This window comes from Burkholderia sp. 9120, assembly GCF_000745015.1.
Taxonomy (GTDB): Bacteria; Pseudomonadota; Gammaproteobacteria; order Burkholderiales; family Burkholderiaceae; genus Paraburkholderia.
Map to the genome: position 1 here is coordinate 1,859,716 of NZ_JQNA01000002.1, position 20,920 is coordinate 1,880,635.

Annotated in this window: 15 protein-coding genes and 3 pseudogenes; 2 read left to right on the forward strand and 16 right to left on the reverse strand. The window is 57.6% G+C overall.

Annotated features, from left to right (window positions below; translation table 11 throughout):
* Window positions 1-58: 58 nt before the first annotated feature.
* From ltrA to FA94_RS16575, 9 genes and pseudogenes are all read right to left on the reverse strand, one after another.
* Complete coding sequence (ltrA, locus tag FA94_RS16540) at window positions 59-1,531, reverse strand: group II intron reverse transcriptase/maturase (RefSeq protein ID WP_035553081.1); 1,473 nt, start codon at window positions 1,529-1,531, stop codon at window positions 59-61.
* A 608-nt stretch (window positions 1,532-2,139) separates the two neighbouring features.
* Window positions 2,140-2,674 (reverse strand): annotated as a pseudogene (locus FA94_RS16545) (IS5 family transposase); the annotation flags it as partial.
* A 43-nt stretch (window positions 2,675-2,717) separates the two neighbouring features.
* On the reverse strand, window positions 2,718-2,942 hold the full coding sequence (locus FA94_RS39900; protein ID WP_353611450.1) for a BON domain-containing protein: 225 nt from the start codon (window positions 2,940-2,942) through the stop codon (window positions 2,718-2,720).
* A 12-nt stretch (window positions 2,943-2,954) separates the two neighbouring features.
* A pseudogene (locus FA94_RS39760) lies at window positions 2,955-3,086 on the reverse strand (BON domain-containing protein); the annotation flags it as partial.
* 242 nt (window positions 3,087-3,328) lie between these two features.
* Window positions 3,329-4,462, reverse strand: coding sequence for an alkene reductase (locus tag FA94_RS16555; RefSeq protein WP_051980613.1), 1,134 nt, complete (start codon window positions 4,460-4,462; stop codon window positions 3,329-3,331).
* Between the two features lie 189 nt (window positions 4,463-4,651).
* Window positions 4,652-4,894, reverse strand: coding sequence for a hypothetical protein (locus FA94_RS16560; RefSeq protein ID WP_035553084.1), 243 nt, complete (start codon window positions 4,892-4,894; stop codon window positions 4,652-4,654).
* Between the two features lie 124 nt (window positions 4,895-5,018).
* Window positions 5,019-5,738, reverse strand: a complete 720-nt coding sequence (locus FA94_RS16565) for a Crp/Fnr family transcriptional regulator (RefSeq protein ID WP_035553086.1) — start codon at window positions 5,736-5,738, stop codon at window positions 5,019-5,021.
* A 99-nt stretch (window positions 5,739-5,837) separates the two neighbouring features.
* Window positions 5,838-6,119, reverse strand: a complete 282-nt coding sequence (locus tag FA94_RS16570) for a hypothetical protein (RefSeq protein ID WP_051980614.1) — start codon at window positions 6,117-6,119, stop codon at window positions 5,838-5,840.
* 57 nt (window positions 6,120-6,176) lie between these two features.
* Window positions 6,177-6,752 (reverse strand): hemerythrin domain-containing protein, encoded by a 576-nt coding sequence (locus tag FA94_RS16575; RefSeq protein ID WP_035562311.1) that lies wholly within the window; start codon window positions 6,750-6,752, stop codon window positions 6,177-6,179.
* A 192-nt stretch (window positions 6,753-6,944) separates the two neighbouring features.
* On the opposite strand from FA94_RS16575, the gene FA94_RS16580 reads away from it, so the two are divergent.
* Entirely contained in the window at window positions 6,945-11,378 is a 4,434-nt protein-coding gene (locus tag FA94_RS16580; protein ID WP_081935962.1) for a chemotaxis protein CheB, read from the forward strand.
* Between the two features lie 85 nt (window positions 11,379-11,463).
* On the opposite strand, the gene FA94_RS16585 is transcribed toward FA94_RS16580, so the two are convergent.
* The 5 genes from FA94_RS16585 to FA94_RS38030 form a co-directional block, all read right to left on the reverse strand.
* The gene (locus FA94_RS16585) at window positions 11,464-14,208 is read right to left on the reverse strand and encodes an ATP-dependent Clp protease ATP-binding subunit (protein WP_035562314.1); all 2,745 of its coding nucleotides are present in this window, start codon (window positions 14,206-14,208) and stop codon (window positions 11,464-11,466) included.
* A gap of 414 nt (window positions 14,209-14,622) precedes the next feature.
* On the reverse strand, window positions 14,623-15,471 hold the full coding sequence (locus FA94_RS16590; RefSeq protein WP_051980615.1) for a ferritin-like domain-containing protein: 849 nt from the start codon (window positions 15,469-15,471) through the stop codon (window positions 14,623-14,625).
* A gap of 168 nt (window positions 15,472-15,639) precedes the next feature.
* Window positions 15,640-16,644: a tyrosine-type recombinase/integrase gene (locus tag FA94_RS16595; protein WP_035553091.1), complete on the reverse strand. Its 1,005-nt coding sequence runs from the start codon at window positions 16,642-16,644 to the stop codon at window positions 15,640-15,642.
* Window positions 16,641-17,585, reverse strand: coding sequence for a tyrosine-type recombinase/integrase (locus FA94_RS37580; protein ID WP_035553093.1), 945 nt, complete (start codon window positions 17,583-17,585; stop codon window positions 16,641-16,643). Before FA94_RS37580 ends, FA94_RS16595 begins: the two co-directional genes overlap by 4 nt.
* Complete coding sequence (locus tag FA94_RS38030) at window positions 17,582-18,775, reverse strand: site-specific integrase (protein WP_197070214.1); 1,194 nt, start codon at window positions 18,773-18,775, stop codon at window positions 17,582-17,584. The genes FA94_RS37580 and FA94_RS38030 overlap by 4 nt, the downstream gene beginning before the upstream one ends.
* Window positions 18,776-19,019: 244 nt before the next feature.
* Between FA94_RS38030 and FA94_RS16610 the strand changes: the two are divergent.
* A pseudogene (locus FA94_RS16610) lies at window positions 19,020-19,220 on the forward strand (transposase domain-containing protein); the annotation flags it as partial.
* 152 nt (window positions 19,221-19,372) lie between these two features.
* On the opposite strand, the gene FA94_RS16615 reads toward FA94_RS16610, so the two are convergent.
* Both FA94_RS16615 and tpiA read right to left on the reverse strand, forming a co-directional pair.
* On the reverse strand, window positions 19,373-19,648 hold the full coding sequence (locus FA94_RS16615; protein ID WP_051981253.1) for an SHOCT domain-containing protein: 276 nt from the start codon (window positions 19,646-19,648) through the stop codon (window positions 19,373-19,375).
* 398 nt (window positions 19,649-20,046) lie between these two features.
* Complete coding sequence (gene tpiA / locus FA94_RS16620; RefSeq protein WP_231584976.1) at window positions 20,047-20,895, reverse strand: triose-phosphate isomerase; 849 nt, start codon at window positions 20,893-20,895, stop codon at window positions 20,047-20,049.
* Window positions 20,896-20,920 lie beyond the last annotated feature (25 nt).

The following is a 20,920-nucleotide window of genomic DNA, read 5'->3' on the forward strand; positions in this document are numbered from 1 at the left end:
GAGTCGCCCTGCATCCGGCTCAAGCCATTCGGCAGCCCCATCGGATTGGACCGGGCAATCAACCATCGGTCGCAGTTCGACGACGGGCAAAGTAAGGCGACCACGCAGGGTCAAACGGATTTGCCTGACCACGTATCTTCACGTGCCGAACAATTGGAATCATCGTAGCTCGAAACAGTCGGATGACCCCGCGATCTTTGGTTCGCGCGGTAAACGCCCAAGTACGATGTCCCTCTACGTGGAAGTATTTGTGCTTCACCCAACCCGTGCCTTTCGTGGGATGCCGACGCATAGCCCATTTCCATAAGAGCTGCCAGATGTGAGCGTCTATCGACGTAAAATGAGACTTGGAAACCACATGACGGTGATACATGGCCCAACCCCGAATCACGGGGTTGAGTTGCAGAATCAGATTCGTCTGCGTGGCGCTCCTGTGCTGCCTCACGATCTCCCTAACCTTCTCCAGAAGTGCCTTCACACTTTTGCTTGCTGGTTTGATAAGCAGCTTATCCGCGTACTTGCGGACATTCTGCCCGAGGAAGTCGAACCCATCGGCAATGTGAGTGACTCTGGTTTTCTCTTCCGAGAGTTCCAGCCCCCGAACGGCCAGAAATTGCCTGACCGCAGGGAGTACGTTCTGCTCCAGAATATCTTTCGAGACTCCGGTCACAACGAAGTCGTCCGCATACCTGTTGACGTTGACTTTGAACTTTCGGCGCGCGCGTGGCGTCGGCCCTACGCTGGCATCTACTGCCGCTTCAAGTCCGTCCAACGTCATGTTCGCGATGACGGGTGAGATGATGCCCCCTTGCGGAGTTCCCGCCTCGGTCGCGAACAGGGTACCTTTATCGATAAATCCGGCCCTAAGCCATCGCCGCAGGACCACCTTATCCATTGGTATATGTTTGAGGATCCAGTCGTGGCTAAAATTATCGAAACAGCCACGGATGTCGCCCTCTAAAACCCACTCTGGTGACTTGCGCTTAGCCAACGTGGTAAAACAATATTCAATGGCGTCGGCAGTCGAACGTTTGGGGCGAAACCCGTACGAGTTTGGATCCGCCAAGCTTTCCGCAATGGGCTCCAAGGCGAGCTTCCATAGCGCCTGCATTGATCTGCATAGCATGCGGGGAATTCCTAGCGGACGCTTCTTGCCGTTGCTCTTGGGGATGTAGATACGTCGAAGCGGCACCGCTCGGTAACTGCGGTGTTGCATCGCCTCCACCCCTTTCCATTTGGCCGCCGGAGTTGGCCAAGTCTTGCCGTCAACGCCCGGCGTTCTCTTGCCGCGATTCTCTGTCACTCGTTTCACGGCTAGCATTTTGCCGCTATGCGAGCGGGTCAGCAGACGCTGCAGGGCACTTACTTTGCCCCATCTGCCTTCCTTGGTTGCCTGGGCGATACGCGCCTGGAGTCGTTTCACCTCATCTGTGATGCGAGGCCAATCAGCCTGAAGCCACATCTCAGCGGGGCGCGAGGACGCACCAGCATCGATCGCCTCTGCTTGTGCAGCGCCACCGATTGCCGTCATCTGCCTTCCCTCGTATAACGATTAATCAAGTTCTCTCGCCATGAATGACCACGCGGAAGTCTGCCCGCTTTCGCGTCCGACCATGCAGCAGCCGGTATCCTCCCCATTACAGGAAGGCGTTCGCTTTTTCCGCAATCCCTTACCCGCAGTGCCAACAGCGTTCCTTGCGGTTCGCCTGCCGTTGCCGGCGGCACTACGGGCTTATCCTGTTCCGCATGAATTTCAGAGCGGGACGGACCCCTCCTATCCGCCGGCGGCGCAATGTCCATGCTGACCCAGCACACAGAGGCCAGACCTTGCCGCGCGCCATTTTGGCTCAAGCCTGTCAGCACATTTGGCTTGTCAATGATGACGACGTTTAATAGAGGTTCACGTATGTTGGTCGTTACCGCTCGTTCCTAGTCCCTCACCGCACTTGTGCTGGCAGATTCCGCTTTCCCTCACGGGTCCGCGTACCGATACAGATCGGCGGTTACATTGTCCCCGGAGCTTCACACCGAGCCGTTACCGGCTCCGCATGTCTGGGTAGGAAACGGCTGATGGAACAGCCGGTTCGATCACAACGGATCACGTTGAGTCGAACAGAAATTCAAGCGACTTGCAGGTCGCACGTGCGCCTTCATCCCGAAGTACCATTGATTTCCTTTCCTCGTCTGGTGCATTTCCGGGTCCCGCGTACCCGAGCCGTTCTTCGTTCAACTGGGTGCCGAAATCAACGTGGCATCAACCGCCGACCCCACCCGGAGCATCAAGCCTTTCTCGCTCAGGATTTCATTGACTAGCGTGAGCATCTGCACGGCTAGGGCCGTGCGTTTCGAGAAGGTGACGGAACCGGAGAATCGTGCTTTCATCGGGCAAACGCGTCATACCCTCGTCCAGTCCCGCAAACTCACGATACAGCGGCACGTCATACAGGGCCTCTTCCATCGCCGGGTCTGACAGACCAAACCATTGCTGCATGAAGTGGATCTGCAGCATCGTCGCAATCGGAAACGGTGGCCTTCCAGTCCTACTCTTCGGATAGTGCGGTTCGATCAACGCTATCAACCTCGACCATGGCACCACGCGCCTCATCTCATCAAGAAATTCCCGCTTACGCGTGCGCTTCGTTGACAGATCAAGACCAAGACCGAGTTGCGTCATCGAATTTCTCCCTGATAACTATGCTCCTTCCAGGATAGTCCACTTACACCTCAACACCAGGAGTTTTGCAGACCTTCCCTAGAATGCTGCGAACATCATCCACCGCAGCTTGTTGCTGGTAATGCCAATCGACTTCGCCGGTGAGGGTGACGCGGCCTTTTTCGACTTTCACTTTAACGGTGTCGACTGGAACGGACGAATCCGATTTCAGACGATTGACCGCCGCGGACGCGATTTCTTCGTCGCCGTACCGTACGCAAGACGGCAACTGAACCTCGATCTCCTCGGCAACCGCCTTGACGTCCTTGACCCGGCGCGTAGCCTTCTCCGCCGCAAATTTTTCCGGGAAGGTCCCGACATGACCCATGAGCGTCACGACGCCGGATTTTGCGGTTACGCCGATATGAGCGGCATTGACACTCGGCTCTCACTGCAGTTCGTCAAGGACGGCCTGTTTCAACTGTTTATCGTCAGACATGGCAATTTCCCTACGTTATTGTGCAACTCGTGGCGCTCTCACTTAGAGCGGCTTTCGCCCGTGAGAGAACATGACTCGGAGGCGACTTCAACCGGTCAGCCCTTTCCGAGATTGGCATGGCGCCGCGACCGGTAGCGGTTGTTGTTATCCTTGCGCCGGCGCCAGGCCGGGGGTTCTCATGCCAGGTCTATCGCGGCACGGGTTTGTTCAAGGGTGGGGTAATCGGTATACCCATGGGCACCGCCACCATAGAACGTTTCCTGACCCATGAGGCTGTTCAACGGGGCGTTCAACTTCAGGCGCTCGACCAGGTCCGGGTTGGCCATGAACAGTCGTCCAAATGACACCAGGTCGGCGCGGCCGCTTTCCACCGCGACCATCGCCATCTTCCGGTCATAGCCGTTGTTGACCATCCACACGCCGTCGAAACGATCATGCAAGGCCGCGTAATCGAACGCGAAACTGTCCCTTGCCCCACCGGTCTCGCCTTCCACGATGTGCATATACGCCAAACCAAAGTAGTTGAGCGCTTCGACGACATGATTGAAGAGCGCCTGCGGATCGCTGTCCCGTGAATCACCGGCGGTTGAGACCGGGGATAGTCGAACGCCCAGCCGATCGGCGCCAATAGCGTCCGCGCAGGCCTTGGTGACCTCGAGGAGCAGCCTCGAGCGGTTCCCGATCGAGCCGCCATAGGCGTCAGTACGATGATTGGTTCCGTCGCGTAGAAAGGCGTCGAGCAGGTAGCCGTGGGCACCATGTAGTTCGACGCCATCGAAGCCGGCCTCGATGGCGCGGGTAGAGGCGTAGCGGAAGTCCTTGATAATGCCGGGGATCTCGTCTACCGTGAGCGCCCGCGGCATCGATACATCGACGAAGCCCCGCCCGGCCAGGAACGTGTTCGTATTGGCGCGGATTGCGGAAGGGGCCACAGGGGCCTGACCGTTTTTCTGGAAGCTTGTGTGTGAGACACGGCCGGTGTGCCACAACTGAACCACCATGACGCCGCCTGCGGCGTGCACAGCGTCAGTGACCTTTCGCCAACCTCGTACCTGATCGTCAGTAAAGCAACCCGGCGTACCTGCGTAGCCCTGCGCCTGCTCGGAGATCTGCGTGGCTTCCGCGATAATCAGACCGGCCGTGGCGCGTTGGACGTAATAGTCGAGAGCAAACGGTCCTGGCATCAAGCCCAGCCCCGCGCGATTTCGGGTGAGCGGGGCCATGACGATACGATTAGCGAGTTCGAAGGCACCCGCACGCGCGGGTTCGAATAGAGCTCCAATCGAGCGGGTCTGATAAGACTTTTCCATACTGAAACTCCCGGATGGTCGACTGCGAATCACGCCGATACAAGGCGCTATATCGGCCGCACTAAGGTATCGGATGCCAACATGTCCACTATCGTCGCGCGAAGACGGAGATGCTGGATCGGCGCGAGATCGAAAGACGCGTGGCGTAAACCGGCGAAGCCGCGCAGGCTTCGCTCAAACTGTCGAAAGCTACACTCTTATGGTCCGCGACATCTTGAGATCTATCCAGACCATACCTTCGCGCAGCCCATAAAGAACAGCGTCCTGTTCAGTGTCGAACGTTCTCTCGGCCTTGTACTCGTGGGCAAATTCGCCTGCGTCACCGTGAATCGTCATATGAATCTCGCAACTGAAGCCGCCGTATGACTCGCGTGTATCAGCTCTCACCGCCCAATTTCCCCTTTCGTCAGTGATTTTTCCTGAAAGGTTCATGAAATTCACCTCAAAAGTTTGTGGTCGCGCCGGCTAGCCGGGGCAGGTCACCCGGAGCGCACGGAAGTGGCGAACAGCATGCCTATCCCGCTGCACTGCTCTTACCAATATCGAATCGAGCAACTCAAAGCGCCATCAGATCCGGCAACAGTCGATCGGATTCGCGTTTGACGACGCCATAACATTCGCACACCCGTTGCTCCAACGCCGGTCTGTCAAGCACCTCGATATGGCCGTGGCTGTAGCGAATCAGCCCTGCATCCTGAAGTTTCATCGCCGCCTCGGTGACGCCTGCCCGCCTCACTCCGAGCATATTGGCAATCAGTTCCTGAGTCATTTTCAACTCGTTCGACGGAAGACGGTCCATGCTAAGCAATAACCAACGGCATAGTTGCTGGTCGATCGAATGGTGGCGATTGCAAACCGCTGTCTGAGCCATCTGTGTGATCAATGCCTGGGTATAGCGAAGGAACAGGCGCTGCACGGGTCCTGCCCGACCGAACTCGTCTTTCAGGACCCGCGCATCCAGCCGATACGCCCAACCCGCGCTTTGCACAACCGCACGGCTAGGCGTAGTCTCCCCGCCCATGAACAGGGCAATGCCGACGAGGCCCTCGTTGCCGACAATCGAAATCTCGGCAGACGCGCCGTCCTCCATGACGTAAAGCAGGGACACGATCGAGGTCGTGGGGAAGTAGGCGCGGCTCAATTGCTGCCCTGACTCATAAACAACCCGTCCCAACGGCATGTCGACCAGCACGAGATGCGCGCTAACGCGCGCCCACTCCGCTTCGGGAAGCGCCGCAAGCAGGTGATTACCGCGAGGATCATGCCCGTCTATCATTTGCTATTTCCGAAATCGATAATGATCCATGCCGCTTCCGCGGAATCTATGGCGACGCAGTCGACATCCAACGACCCGGCTGGATGAACTGCGTGGGTATCAACTATGCGCAAACGAATCTCCGAGTATCTCGTCACGCTCAGCGGCATCGGATAGAAAAAACTCCTTTCTAGCCTCGTCAACGACCTTCCGGACGTATCCGCCGTACCCCGTGCCGCCAAATTCTTCCATATCCCAGTTGCGCGCATGCACATCGAGCGAATGAGGTTTCGGCATTGGAATGGCAATCTCAGGCAGTCCCGTTAGCCTTGTCGGGCTTGGCTGCAGCCGCTGCTGGACTTGCTGCCGGATCTGCTCGCGGCTAAGGAATTTCTTCGACATGATGGGGCTCCGGACGGGCGAACGTCCGCTAATTGCGAACGTAAAATAGAAATCGGCTCAATAAAGAGATTCCGCGGACACTGCAGTCGCCTCCGCATTAATGACTCGAAATAGCTCGGCGAACCGCTCGTCTGGCTCGTTGTCGAAAAGCGGATCAGGCCGCGCTTGCGAACCTGCGCCCTCGACAGTGCGCCAATCTGCCTCGCTAAGACTCTTCTGCGCTGCGGGGAACAGTGTCAACTCCTCAACGACCATGTTGTGCCGTAGCCGCTCTGCGTAGAGTCGTATTCGAATATCCACTAACTCCTGCGACATGTTTTCTCCCCGGACTGCAGATTCCAGGTCGCGCAACAGGTCCCGACCGTCCCGGATCAACGTCGCATGCTGTGATTCGATTTCCTCTCCGACGTCGACGGGTAACGCCTTTTTTTCCAGAAGCACTTCGACCATCCGGTCTTCAATGACATGGTGATCCACGTCCGGAAAGCGCGTCAGGTAACACAACGCATCGACCAGTAACGCGACATTCGGCGCGCTGGCGTCGGTACGCAGGCATGACGGACGGTTCAACAGGCGCACAAGCTGCGCAAGCCTGACATGCTCCGTGTGCAGCTTCGCGATAACGGTGCTCATGACATTCCTCCCGAAATCATCTGTTCTCATCTTAGTGCCGGACGCAATGCTGAGGCAGCGTCGGAAACTACTCAGATCGCCATACTCAGCAGAGTGGTGGGAGCATTGGGCGGGACCCGGTCATGAAGGGAAACTCGTGTACTATCAAGATGATGTCTTCCCCGTGAAGGCAACCCTTCAAGGCAATCCTCCATGCCTGATAGTCTTTCCCATCGCCCTGACAGGCTCCCCGCTCGCACGAATGCCCGGCGCCATCCCAGCAGCGCTTCAACGCCAAAAAACGAGGACTTTCCCGTCGTCGGAATAGGCGCATCTGCAGGGGGTCTGGAAGCCTGCAGGAAGCTGCTTGGCGCACTCCCCGCCAATGCTGGCATGGCGTTTGTTCTGGTTCAGCATCTCGACCCGACTCATAAAAGCATGATGGTCGACCTGCTAGGCGAACATGCGTCTGTCAACGTGAGGGAGGCGGAAGACGGAATGCTGATCGAGCGCGAATATTTGTATGTTATTCCGCCCGGCGCATCGCTTTCAGTCCGCAACGGCACGCTTCAGCTGTCGAAGCCGCTGGCTCGCCATGGCGCCCGCCTGCCATTCGATTTTCTGTTGCGCTCGATGGCTGAAGAATATGGCGCGCGCGCCATCTGCGTCATCCTCTCCGGCATGGGTGCCGACGGCAGCCTCGGGTTGAAAGCCATCAGGGAAGCAGGTGGTCTGGTGATTGCCCAAGACCCGAATGAAGCGGCCTACGATTCCATGCCGCAAAGTGCGATCGCCACAGGTGGAGTGGACCTTGTCCTTCTCGCAAATGCGATACCTGCTGCACTAGCTGAGTTCCAGCGCCGCATGGCGTTACCGCTTAAAGACAGTGCGGCTGGCGCAGAAGAGGCAACGTCGGCGCAACTGTCGAAGATCGTTGAATTGCTGCGCGTCAAGACGACCCACGACTTCACGTTCTACAAGCCTGGCACCCTGCTGCGCCGGATCAGGCGACGCATGGCGCTGGTCGCGCTGGACACCGGCGACATCAGCCAATATCTCGAGGTTCTGCAGCGCGACAGCGAGGAACTGGACCGGCTCGCGGCGGACCTGCTTATCAACGTCACCCGTTTCTTTCGCGATACCTCGGTATTCGAGTTTCTCGAGAAAACCACCGTCCCTGAACTGGTTCAAACCTGCGCAGCCGGGCAGGCCCTGCGCGTCTGGGTAGCCGGTTGCAGTAGCGGCGAAGAAGTCTACTCGTTGGCCATGGTGTTTCGCGAGCAGATCGTTCTGTCCGGCATCGATATCAAGCTGCAGGTATTTGCATCCGACATCGACCCCCACGCTGTCGCCCGCGCGCGTGAAGGCCTTTACGCGAAGAGCATTGAGGCCGACGTGTCTCCCGGGCGACTGGCGCGGTTTTTTTCCAGGGAAGAACATCAATACCGGGTCCTGCCTGAACTGCGATCAGTTGTGGTGTTCACGGTCCAGGATGTGCTGGCCGATCCGCCTTTTTCGCGCCTCGATCTTGTTTCATGCCGCAATCTGCTGATCTACCTCATGCCCGAGGCGCAGGCGAAAGTCATATCGTTGTTCCATTTCGCATTGCGTGAGGGAGGCATCCTGCTTTTGGGCAGCGCCGAGACGGCGGGCAACACTAGCGGTCGTTTCGAGCTTGTTTCGAAAGCGGAGCGTGTGTACAGGCATATCGGCCACTCCCGTCCGGGAGACCTCGGCTTTCTGGCCGGTACCGGCGAACTTTCGCGCCTTCCGCTTCGCAACGGACAAGCCGCCGCTGTTCGCCCGCGCCACGCCGCGATGGCTGATCTATGCCGGCAACTCGTGATGGATGCCTTTGCACCCGCGGCAGTGCTGACCGACCGTAATCGCGAATGTCTGTTCTTCCTTGGGGCGACAGACCGTTATCTGCATGTGCCACGCGGCGCGCCCACGCGCGACCTGCTCTCCATGGCGCCCAATGATATGCGCACCCGACTGAGACTGGCCACCGAACAGGCCAGCCGGGACGGCACGCGGGTGGTCGTCAAGGGTGGTAGCAGCGTATTGCGCGACGGCAAACAGGTTTCGTTCAATATCGACGTTCTGCCGGTAACGAATGAAGGCGAGGCGCTGCTGCTGGTCTGCTTTGTTGATCTGCCTGAACACGCGCCATCGCATACCAATCCAGTGGCTGCCGCAGACACTTCCCGAGTCGAGGAACTGGGACGCGAGCTTGAGACAACCCGCGACGAACTGCGTCGCGCCATTCATAGTCTTGAACTGGCCGGTGAAGAGCAGAAGACCATCAATGAGGAAGCGCTGTCGGTCAATGAGGAATACCAGTCGACGAACGAGGAACTGGTCACGTCGAAGGAAGAGTTGCAGTCGCTCAACGAAGAGCTCACCGCATTGAACGGACAGTTGCAGGAAACGCTGGAGCGTCAACGAATCACCTACAACGACCTACAGAATGTCCTCTTCAGCACGGATGTCGCGACGCTCTTTCTCGATAGAGACCTGAACATCCGGTTCTTTACGCCCGCCACGAAACTGGTTTTCAGCGTGATTCCGGGCGACGTCGGCCGACCTCTTGCGGACCTGCGCTCGCTTGCGGCCGACGCCGATCTGCTGACGAACGCACAGACCGTCTTACATACCGGCATTCCAATCGAACGGGAAATCGAAGCACGCAGCGGCGTGTGGTTGGTCCGCCGAATCCTGCCTTACCACACCAACGACAACGGTATCGAGGGCGTGGTGATCACGTTCACCGACATCACGGACAGAAAGCACACGACGAAAGCGCTCGAAGCGGCACGTCAGCAAGCCGACGAGGCGAACGTCGCCAAATCCCGGTTTCTGGCGGCTGCAAGCCACGATCTACGCCAACCGCTGCAGACACTGACGTTACTTCATTCGTTGCTCGCGAAGCACGTGGAGGGCGATATGGCCGGGAGAATCGTGGCTCGCTTTGAGCAGACACTGGACGCGATGTCAGGCATGCTCAACACCTTACTCGACATCAACCAGATCGAGGCGGGGACCATCCACGCGGAGATATCCAGCTTTCCGCTCAACACCCTGTTTGACCGCCTACGAGACGAGTTCGCGTTCCACGCGCAGGCACAGGGCCTCTCCTTGCATGTGGTGCCCTGCCACCTATCGATACAAAGCGACTCGCGCCTGCTTGATCAGATCATCCGCAACCTGCTCTCGAATGCGCTGAAATATACGCAGCGCGGTAAGGTGTTGCTAGGCTGCCGGAGAAGAAACGGCGTGGTTAGCATAGAGGTATGGGACACTGGAATCGGTATTCCTGCTGCAGAGCTCAAATCGATCTTCGACGAATACCATCAGCTCAACAATGCTGCGCGCGAGCGTCGACTTGGCCTCGGGCTGGGATTGTCCATTTCCCAGCGCCTCGCGCGCTTGCTGAAGCATCGGATCCGGGTACGCTCCGAGCCAGGCAAGGGTTCGGTATTTACCATCGACGTCGGCGGCGCCGTCGAGGAACGTACCAGCATCGCTATTCCGCAACGGACGAAAGTCGACGATGAGATCGTCGATACGGCCCACAGAACCGGCGCAATTCTGGTCATTGAGGATGATTCTGAAGTGCGCAGCTTGCTGGAACTCATTCTGACCGACGAAGGCCACCGTGCGGCCGCCGCGCGCGATGGAACCGCTGCGCTTGAATGGGTGACGCGCGATACGTTCCGGCCGGACCTGATCCTTGCGGATTACAACCTGCCGAACGGAATGAACGGACTGCAGGTCGCAACGAAGTTAAGGGAGACGCTGCACCGCCAGATTCCGACCATTATCCTGACGGGCGACATATCGACAGAGACGCTCAAGGCGATCGCGCTCAATCAGTGCGCGCAACTCAACAAGCCGGTCCAGGTCAATACGCTCTCGCAGCTGATTCAGCATCTGCTACCGGAATTGCCGCCGGCGCCGCTGCCGCATCAAGACAACATGCAGGGTAAAGGCGGAACGGATCCGGTCATTTACGTGGTAGACGACGATTCGACTGTACGTGATGCGATAAGAGCGGTACTCGAGGAAGACGGCCAGAGCGTCGAAACCTATCCGACCTGCGAAGCCTTTCTCTCCGCCTATCATTCGGGGCGAGAGGCTTGCCTATTGGTAGACGGCTACCTGCCGGGCATGAGTGGACTTGAATTGCTCGAACATATCCGTGAAACGAAGCGACCGCTGCCGGCGATCATGATCACGGGTCACAGTGACGTTTCAATGGTAGTGCGCGCCATGAAGGCCGGCGCTGCCGATTTCATCGAAAAACCCATCGGGCGCACCGACCTGCTCGACGGCATTAGGCGAGCGGTTGAACAATCCCGCGACTCCAACAAACTGTTCGCGTGGCGCGAGACGGCCGCGCAACATGTCGCCACGCTCACGCCGCGTCAGCATGAAATCATGGAACGGGTGCTAGCTGGCCAACCCAGCAAGATCATCGCGTCGGATCTTTCAATCAGCCAACGCACGGTCGAAAACCACCGTGCCGCGATCATGACGAAAACTGGCGCCGGCTCCCTTCCTGCGTTGGCCCGCATGGCACTGGCCGCGGCCTCGTACGAGGCCGAGCCGTCTGCCGCTTCCGACGAATCCGCCGCAACGGCCTGATCGCCCAAAGTAAATCGTCTCGGCGATCCGGCTCAGCCGCTTCTCTCAAGGCGGCAGCGAGACCCAATGACGGCTACCCGACAGGTCAGACGGCGTCCTCCGCATGCTCATCCTTTTTAACTTTTCTGATTTTCTGCTTCGTCGGCGGCGGTAAATCGACGGGAGTAATGCTCACCTGACTGATTGTCGCGTCAAAAGCCAGACGCACGGTGTTGCCGCTTTTTAACGCCTCGCCAAGGAGCTCCCGCGCGAGGAGCGTCTCCACTTCGAGTCTGATCTGGCGCTTGAGTTCACGTGCCCCGTATTGCGGTTGATAGCCGGCTTCCACCAGGTGCTCGACCAGAGAATCGTCAATTTGCACGGTGATGCGCTGTGCCGCTGCAGTACGGACGACGCGGTCAAGTTGTATCCGGACGATTGCCCGAATATCTTCCCGCGTCAGCGAGTGGAACACGATGACTTCGTCGATCCGGTTGAGGAATTCCGGTCTGAAGTAGCCTTTGAGCACCTGCAGCAATGCATCACGAAGCGCTTTCTCGCTCATCCGCTCCGCTGGCGCCTGTTCCAGGTCGTCCATAATCAGCGACGCACCCAGGTTGCTGGTTGCGATGATAACCGTGTTCGAGAAGTCGACCACGCGCCCCTTTCCGTCAGTTAGCCGTCCGTCGTCGAACACCTGGAGTAAAACGTTGTTCACATCGGCATGCGCTTTTTCGATCTCATCGAGCAAAATGACGCTGTATGGCCGGCGCCTGACCCGCTCCGTCAGCTGACCACCCTCGTCATAGCCGACATAGCCTGGCGGCGCCCCGATCAGACGAGCGACCGCATGGCGCTCCATATACTCGGACATGTCGATGCGGATTATCGCCTGCTCGTCGCCGAATACTGTTTCCGCGAGCGCTTTCGCCAGTTCAGTTTTACCGACGCCCGTCGGTCCAAGAAAGAGCAACGTCGCAATCGGCCGGTTGGCCTGACCGAGCCCTGCTCGCGATACCCGCACCGCATCGCTTACCGCCTTCACAGCCTGGTCCTGACCAATCACGCGCACGCGCAACCGCTCTTCAAGCTTCAGCAACTTCTCCCGCTCTTCCTGGGTCAGTTCGCTTACCGGAACGCCCGTCAGTTTCGAAACGACGGCGGCTACGGCGAGCACTGTCACCTCCAGTGTTTCCGAACCGGTTTTGCGCTGCCAGGCTTCCGTCTGCTCATCGAACTCTGCCTTCTTTATCTTGATGCTTTGCTCAAGCACCTTGGCCGCATCGTAGCGCTTGCGCGACGACGCATAGTCCTGCTCGCGTTTCAGCTGCCCCATCTCCGCTTCGAGTTCCTGCATCGCAAGAGGTCTCGAGCTGGCACCAATCCGGACGCGAGCGGCGGCCTGGTCGATCACGTCGATCGCCTTGTCCGGTAAAAAGCGGTTCGTGATGTACCGATCGGCCAGCTCGGTTGCCGCGACAAAGGCCTCGTCGGAGAATGTCAACTGGTGGTGCTCTTCAAGCTTGTCGCGCAGGCCCCGAAGGATCACGATGGTTTGCTCTACGGTCGGCTCGCAAATGAGGACCGGTTGGAACCGACGCTCGAGCGCAGCATCCTTCTCGATGTACTTCTGAAATTCGTTCAAGGTCGTGGCGCCAATCAGGCTAAGCTCACCGCGCGCCAGTGCAGGCTTCAATACGTTGGCGATGTCGAGCCCACCCTCGCCTCCGCCTTGCCCAGCGCCGACAATGGTGTGCAACTCGTCGATAAAGAGAATGAGTTCGTCCTTCTTGGCGGTCACTTCGTCGATCAGCGCCTTGGCACGCTCCTCGAATTCGCCCCTGTATTTGGCGCCAGCCACCATGGAATTGAGGTTTACTTCCACCAGACGCCGACCGCGAAGCACTTCTGGTACTTCACCGCTGACAATTCGCTGCGCGAGGCCTTCCACGATCGCGGTCTTGCCGACCCCCGGCTCGCCGATCAGCACCGGATTGTTCTTCCGGCGCCTGGCGAGCACCTCGATTGTGCTTTCGATTTCCTGCGCACGTCCCACCACCGGGTCGAGCTTGCCCTGCCTGGCAAGCGCCGTCAGGTCCCGACCGAATTTGTCGAGATTCGGTGTACCGGTCGACGCTTCGACGCGGCCATCCTGCGATCCCTTGCCGATCACTTTCACGGTTTTCTGACGAATCATCTCTGGCGACACACCGTACTTCTTCAGCAACGTTCCGGCGAGACTGTCGGGAACCGACGCAAGACCGATCAGCAGATGCTCAGGTCCAACATAGGAGTGCCCCAATTCATGTGACGCCTCGAACGCATGAACGAAAACCTTCTTGAGCCGTGGCGAAATCGTCATCCTGTCCGTCGTGGCCTCGACGGGAGAAACGCCATGCGGCGCATGTTGATCCAGATAGCTCTTGATGTCGTCCGGCGAAAGTTTCAGTTCCTTGAACAAAGCCAGACCAACATCGGTATCGGCCAGCACATACAGCAGATGTTCTGTGTCGAGTTCGGTTCGATGCAACTCATGTGCTTTTTCTCCGGCGCGCTGGAGAAGCTCGATGGTTTGCGCACTGAACGCATCGGTTGGTTCGACAGATTCTTTCTCCAGGTTTGCGTTCCACGATGACTCGTCGCCTTGAGCGGCGTGCGTGTCGCCTAGAAAGTTTGACAATCCGCCCTGGCCGAGAATCGAATCGAACGGAGACACCATGCTTTGATGGCGCGTCAGTTCACGGTAGTGGTAGTCGCAGATCGACATCGACCTGCGCTTGCCGTTTTGCGCCACGACGACTCGAACGACGGCGGGACGCGCGTTGCAGATCTCACAGAGTTGGTTCGGCATTTTTTCCATCCTGCATGGCGAAGCCTCGGGATGAATAGCGCGATGGGCATTGATGAGCCTGAACTCAACGCTCCGAGGATAGATAAACTGAAAATATGGATCGGAGTGTTGGCTTGAATGCTGGCTCGCAGGTCGCTGTCGGGTCCGGAGCCCAACCGCCGATGATCACAATGATAATTGCGCACGTGGCATCAGCGATAGGCTCGGAAACTACTCAGCCCCGAGCGGGAACGTGGCAAAAGGGCGAAAACCAGCATGCTTCTGAATGCCATGCGAGCAACTGTGATAGGCGTCGGCTGCCGTACCGGATCCGAACCCCATGCCTGCGCAACACTTTTCGAGATAGAGGCTAATCCGGATCAAGATCAATCCATCAGCTTACCGAAGATACGGTAAAACGGCTCCCTCCCCACGTCACCTCAACATGACCCGGCTAACGATCACGGCCAAAGCCAAAGGTCGCTCCACCCAACGTTGGAATCTCGGATTCAATGCTAGCGGCTTGAGTGTCATTCTCAGGGCTAACTTGACCGGATACCGTACGCTAACCAATCCAAAAACCTCCCTTCGGATTGTGGCGAACGTAGAAGGCACCGTTCGCTCACCGAAGCGCCAGTAGGTAGCGCAACGTAAGGCGATCTCGGTATCACTGTGACGCAGTTCGGCAAGGCGACGCCAAAGGGCAGCGATGACCAACAACCTACCCACAGGCTCCTGCATCTGATACTTGAGAAAGTATCTATAGAAATGCCCGTGGTGCTGCAACTCATCGTTACGGATGCGCCAGGTGAGGCCGCGAAGAACCGGCTCATCACACACTGAGTTTAATGCCTGGTAGTAAGTGGTGGCTCCCATCTCGACGACGCAACGCGCGACCATTTCCTGGCCTCGTGTTGGCTCGAGGTTATCGGCGGTGCAAAGCTTCGAATATTGCTCGAGAAAATCCACATACGCCCCATTCCAGTCGAATTCTGGCCACCCATGCTGAATATAGGCCTTCAGTGCCTGTCCGTGCTGGAGTTCCTCTGGCTCCCAGTGATCTCGCAGCCAATCGCAGATCTCCAGATCTTTGGCAAAATAGTGCACCAGATTGCGCGTATAGAGACCCGAGCCGCTTTCGATAAGTGAGGCACTACACACAAGAACGAAGAGATCGTCTCGCTCATGTATACGTGTGAGATCGATGCCGGCGAAATTCAGATCCTGGAGACGCCAGTGTGACCTCACTGCTTTACGATCGTCATCCCCTTGTGAAAACGCCATCAGGCCATTCTGTTTAGGCCGCCGCTATCGAAGCATTGTAGTTATCGAAGGTTCATCCCCCGGGTAATCGGCGGCGCCGACATGCTCGCCAAGGCCCTGCTGTAACAGGACCATGGCGCTGTCCCGGCCCGATAACTCGACCGTGTTCCAGAGGTGAAGCTTCCATAACTACAGGGTTTCCAGGAAGCGAAGAACGTCGTCCTTCGGACGATATCGCGTCGGCTTTCGCGAAGGTGCCTGGAGAGCCTGTAACGCACGATCCTTCATTTGCAGGTCAGCCTCGACATAACGATGTGTTGTCACCGGACTTTCGTGACCAAGCCATAGCGCGATGACGGTAATATCGACACCAGATTGCAGCATATGCGTTGCTACCGAGTGCCTCACCACGTGCGGAGATATTCGGCACTTCAGAAGTTCGGGAAACTGTCGCGATGCTACCTCGACCGCGAGGTTAAGACGTTCGGTAAAGCCAACGCGCGTGAGCGTTCCACCAGAGCGACCTGGAAATATCGGTTCATGAGGACTCCGTGGATATTGCCTCAACCACCGCTTCAGCTCCCTAGCTGTGTCTGGCCACAATGGTACAGAACGATCTTTTCGACCTTTGCCATGGATCTGTACCCATGAGGTCGAGCCGAGCACGAGATCAGCAACACGCATCTCGAGGAGCTCGGAAACACGCGCACCGGTGTTGTACAGGGTTGCCAGCATGACACGATCACGTTGGCCAGTCCACGTTTCCATATCGGGAGCAGCGAGAATCGCTTCAATATGCTCGCGAGACAGAGATCCGACGAGAGGCTGCTCGAAGCGCTTCATGGGTATCGCCAATACAGACCGCACGGTCGCCAGCGCCGAGGGCTCCTCGGAGGAAACATATTCCATGAACGACCGTATGGCGGCGAGCCTCGCGTTGCGGCTGCGGATGCAATTATGGCGATCCCGTTCGAGGTGGTGGAGAAACGCGAGAATGAACGACGCGTTCAGATCTTCGATAGCAATATTGGAAGGCCGCTTGTGCAATCGTTGATATGCAAAGGCTAGCAACAGGCGAAAACTGTCGCGGTAAGCGGTCACGGTGCAGTGGCTTACGTGTTGCTGTAGCAGAAGGCGTTGGGTAAAAAACTTCTGCAATAAAACGGGAAATGGTTGTGTGAGAGACTTGCTCATGATGTACCTCTCCGACAACTCACGAAGCGCTGAGCTGCGATAGCTAACAGCTCGGGAGTGGCTGTCTCATACCAGTATGTGTCGGTGACCTTAGCGTGGCCGAGATAGGTCGACAAGGCAAGAATGCTGCGATCTACGTCCAGTCCACGGGCGTACCATTCCTGGAGCCTGTGGCACACGAATGAATGGCGAAGGTCGCGCAGGCGAAGTCGAGAATGGTCTCCACGCGGTCGCAACTTCAGCGCGTCACAGAGAATATGGAAGGCATAGTTGATGCTGTGCGTGGAGGCTGGTCGACCATAGTCAAAAACGAAGAACGCTTCGCTGTTTAGGGTCAGGGGATCGCGATCGCGTTTCCTGGCGTAGCGCCTCAGGACGTCGGCGGTGGTGGGGTGTATCGGGACCCAGCGGGATTTACCGAGCTTCCCGCACCGAATGAGCAGCAATCGGCGGTCGAGATCGACGTCCGAGCGCGTCAACGCCGCCACTTCAGCGGTCCTCAGACCTGAGGATGCCATCAATCCAAAGATTGCCGCGCAGCTCGCGCCACGCAAGCCGTGTGGTGGATAAAGCCCCTCGCAGCTGGCCATCAACTCGATGATCTCATTGTCACTAAAGACATGTGGGACCAGCCGGCGATGTGCCGGCCCAAAAAGCCCTCGAGGTGGAATGTCCGTTGCGGGATCGAACTGCCGGCAGTATTTGGCAAAGGGCCGTAGTAGCTCGATCCTGCGTGCGGCCGTAAGCCGGCGGCCTCCTACGGAACTGCTTGCCCATCGCACGGCAAGCTGTGTGGTCAACGAGCCCTTGTGGCCGATCTGTTGAGCGAATCGCGCGAAGTGTCGAAGCTGTTCGCCTTCCGCCTTGAGCGCAAATCCCGCTTGGCGGCGAACCGCGAGGTAGTCGTCGATCCACTGCATAAGTGATTTGCGGTGTCTCATGAGTGCCTCCCCGGCCAGGGAAGCGCTACCAGTCGAAGCGCTGGAACATTCACCTTGGCATAAATGGTCGTCGTGTCAAGGCTGCGATGGCGTAACAGGTCGGCAATCTCCTTGAATGGGGCGCTGCCTTGTGCCATCCGACATGCCACTGTGTGTCGGAAAATGTGTGTGCCACGCACGCGTTGTTGAAGCCCGCAACGTTCGGCGGCGTAACGCACTGCGTTTCTTACGATGTCCAGACCAGCTCCTGCATTGATCGGCGGTCGATGGCGTACAAAGACCTCTCGCCGCGTTGTTTGAGGACGTCCGTACTGCAGATACCCAGCGATCGCTTCGCCGGTTCGCCGCGGCAGCGGTACCACATCGATTCGATTACCTTTGCCGTGAAGCGTCAAGGTTCCCACGCGCCAGTCGATATCGTCGAGGCACAATTGTGCGACTTCAGCGCGTCTCAAGCCAAGGTCCAGCAGGCACCGGGTAATGGCGTAGTCGCGCATGCCGGTGGCGCTGTTGCGGTCAAAGGCGCTGAGCAGCTGTCTGATCTCCTCAGGCGACAAGATATCCGGCAGGCCAGAGAGTCGCCATAAGGCCACCCGCGGCAGTGCGGCGATAAGTGTTGTGGTTGGGATACCGCAACTGGATTTGAAAAGGAAGTAGCTGCGAAGGGCGATACCAACGCCCTTGATCGTGCTTGGTGCCAGTCCGCGCGTACGACGCAGGACGAAGTTCTCGATATCAGACGGACAAAGATTCGCAATACGAATCAGACCGGATCCGAAACGATCGACGAGAAACTCCGTCACATCTCGTCTTCGCACGTAGCGGGAACTCTCGGAGAGTCCACGAACTTCAGACATGTGCCGATCGAAATCCGCGACCTCTCTGCTTATCGCAGTCGATACAGACGATATCGGCTCTGCACGCGCGATGCCCCGCATCTCGATAAATAGCTTCAGTGCAGCGTGAATACTGGTTCTTGATCGCTCGCATTTGGGGGCACAATGGCAATGGAGCAGATGAACGAAGAGAAACCTGTCAATCAATGCATCGTCGACTTCTCGAAGGCCGATTCCCTGTTCCGAAATCCAGTGCGCGAAATGCGCGAGACCGCGGTAATAACGCTCGATTGTGTTATGCGAATATCCACGTTTGGTTAGATATCGGCGGTATGAGGCCGCGTGAGCTTCCATGCCATACTGGACAAGCCATCGTTGAGCTAGGATATGTCCGGGTCTGGGGCGTGAGTGTGTGAGCATGGTGACCCTCCTCGATACACTAAGACAACGTGAGGAAAGTACTCCATATTATGGAAGGTTGCAGTGCGCGCTTCAGGTATCCTAGCCCTGAAAACAAGAGCTATTGTCCACACTCGGGTGATCACCTTCGATAACCGAAAAGTGTCGATAGCGGCGTTTATAGAATCATTTCTATAACCGCCGTGGCTGGTTGTTCTCCGACACTGTCGGAGGCGCGAACGGGAGTGCGAACCTGTATTCGCTCGTCGAAACGTGCCGCGCTAACCGCATCGACCCCTACCGTTACCTCCACTGGCTCTTCCAGAAACTTCCGCTTGCCACGACCGTCGAGGACTGCGACGCGTTGTTGCCCTGGAAGATGCCCGCCGACTTCCGCTGAGCCTCCTCTGCCACACCTCAGAGTTTGACGCTACCACTCTGAGAGGCGTGAATTAAAGATCGCATACATTTGAGATGCGCGTGTACGTTCCAAAAGCAAAGCGCGCAGCGTTCCCGGTCATCGGCACCGCGTCGATCGCCATAACGCGTGGTTCAGCGGCCGCTATGGGTGCCCGCATCGCCGCCGTTGCTATAGGCCTTCGCTATTTCGGATTTCATCTCTTTGTACTCGTCCAGCGCCACCTCTCCTCGGGCATACCGCTCGTTCAGAATATCGAGAGCCTCTTTCCGTATCTGCAGCCCAAAGTTTCGATGAGCACGATAGGTATAACCCCAGTTTCCGAAGCTTGAAAAAATCAGAACGATCACGGCGAACCATAGAAACCAGCCCCAACCGGAATACCAGTCGTTCCAGTAATAATGTGCCATTTGAACCTCCCAATTTTTCAAGTATTGAATCTGTCGCCAGAGTGAGGAAGTCCTCTTCGTCACCGACGCCTGAACCGCTGATCACTTCGCATGGACTCATTTGCGGTTCGGTTTTCCGGTCGCATGGCAATACTTCGTCAGACCGCGACCTCGCGAATGTCAACACATCCTGGTAGCGCATGTGTGCGAGCTAGCCAGGAGCACAAATAGTGTGCCGTCTTCACTCCAAAGATCGGTTCTTCGCTACACCATCGGACGGTAGCGCCGTAACCCGACCCGCTGCTAGCGGACTACAGCCGTGCATGGTCGAGGCCGGCATCGCACCCTTGACACGATGCTATGCGCTCTCGGCGGTGTGTTCTGTCCAGTACCGGACACTTCGTCGCGGCAGGATGCGTTCAAGGGCAGTGTGGAACACCGTCAATAATCTCGAGGAAATCTGCGGCCCTCAGGCTTGCACCACCAATCAGCGCGCCGTTGACCTCTGGAAGTGCGAGAATCGCCCGTGCGTTGGCGGGTTTGACGGAGCCGCCGTAAAGGATGCGTACCTCCTTCCCTTGCTCGCCCAGGTGCTCGACCAGACACCATCGGATGTGCGCGTGCATCTCCGTGATCTGCGACGCTGTCGGCACCTGGCCGCTTCCAATCGCCCAGAGCGGCTCATACGCGACTGCATTGTGGAGCGAGACCATATGCTGAGGCACGCTACCCGAAATCTGAGTCCCGCATACAGATAGTGCGCTCCCCCCCTCGCGTTGCGATTTAGTCTCGCCGACACAAACAATTGTTAGGAGCCCGGCGCGCCATGCAGCTTTAGCTTTCTCTGCCACCATCGCATCGGTCTCCCCATGATCCCGCCGCCGCTCCGAATGTCCCACGATGACGGTACTCGCGCCCGCGTCTTTGAGCATCTCGGCGCTAATATCCCCTGTGAACGCCCCCGAAATCTTGCTATGGCAATTCTGTCCTCCAATTGCGATGCGCCCAGCCACCTGCTCTGCCGCGCGTGCGATTAGCGTGGCCGGCGGGCAAATCAGAATGTCCGCGTGTGGAGGCGTCGCGCTCACCGATGCTGCAACAGTATCGATCTCGACCAGTTGTGACAGAAGACCATTCATCTTCCAGTTTCCGGCAATCAAAGCGCGCATGTCTTCCTCACATTGGCTGGTTGACCACCCATCACGCTGCGGCTGGCTCACTGACTCGAACACCGCCATCGGCTTGTTTACAATCAGCCGGACTTTCAATCAATCAGTCATCCTGGTGTCGCAA